Source organism: Ruegeria sp. C8, assembly GCF_056537565.1.
Window position 1 is genome coordinate 1 of record NZ_JBQFRV010000046.1, and the last position, 670, is coordinate 670.

The following is a 670-nucleotide window of genomic DNA, read 5'->3' on the forward strand; positions in this document are numbered from 1 at the left end:
CTCCGGCGTTTCGCAACGCGTCTCCCAACAGCAATGTCGGCAAGATCGCGACCTATCAGGCCGCTGCGGAAACCTACTATGACCTGCGCGGAGATCTCTATGACGCACGGCGCGAGTTGCGTGACCTGAACGAAAGCTATGACGGTCGTAGCAGCGACGACATTGCCGACGACATCGCCGCGCTTGATCCCTCAGACCCCAATTACGAAGACGACCTGAACGCGCTTGAGGACGAACTGCGCGACGCCGAAACCTATGAAGAGGCACGTGACGACTTGCGCGCAGATGTAAGGGATTTGCGCCACGAAACGCGCGACGCCCTGCAAGACGCAGAAACCGCCTTCTTCGACGCGTCCAAAGGCAGGACAGTGACCAAAGGCACTTTGTCTCAGTTCCACGGCTACCTGGATCTGCCGCAGCCGCGGCATCGCTACAAGGATGGAGTAACAATCCAGCCCGTGCCCTACGATCCTGATCGCTACAGATACACCAAAGACGATGCGACGTACGAACAGTGGGATGATCGGCGGGATGTATATGACACCTATTCGCATCAAAAGAAGGATCGGTACCGCTACAACCGCGATCCGCTTGTGGCTGCGATTACCGACCCCTATGGCTCGGACAAGTTGCGCAACCTGAACGCATCGAAAGCGGCGGCTCCGGCGTT

1 protein-coding gene is annotated in these 670 nt (G+C 58.1%); it reads left to right on the forward strand.

Annotated features, from left to right (window positions below; genetic code table 11):
* Nucleotides 1-670 (forward strand): hypothetical protein (locus tag ACR0KL_RS22750; RefSeq protein WP_480777554.1); only part of this gene is annotated, 670 nt, incomplete at both ends.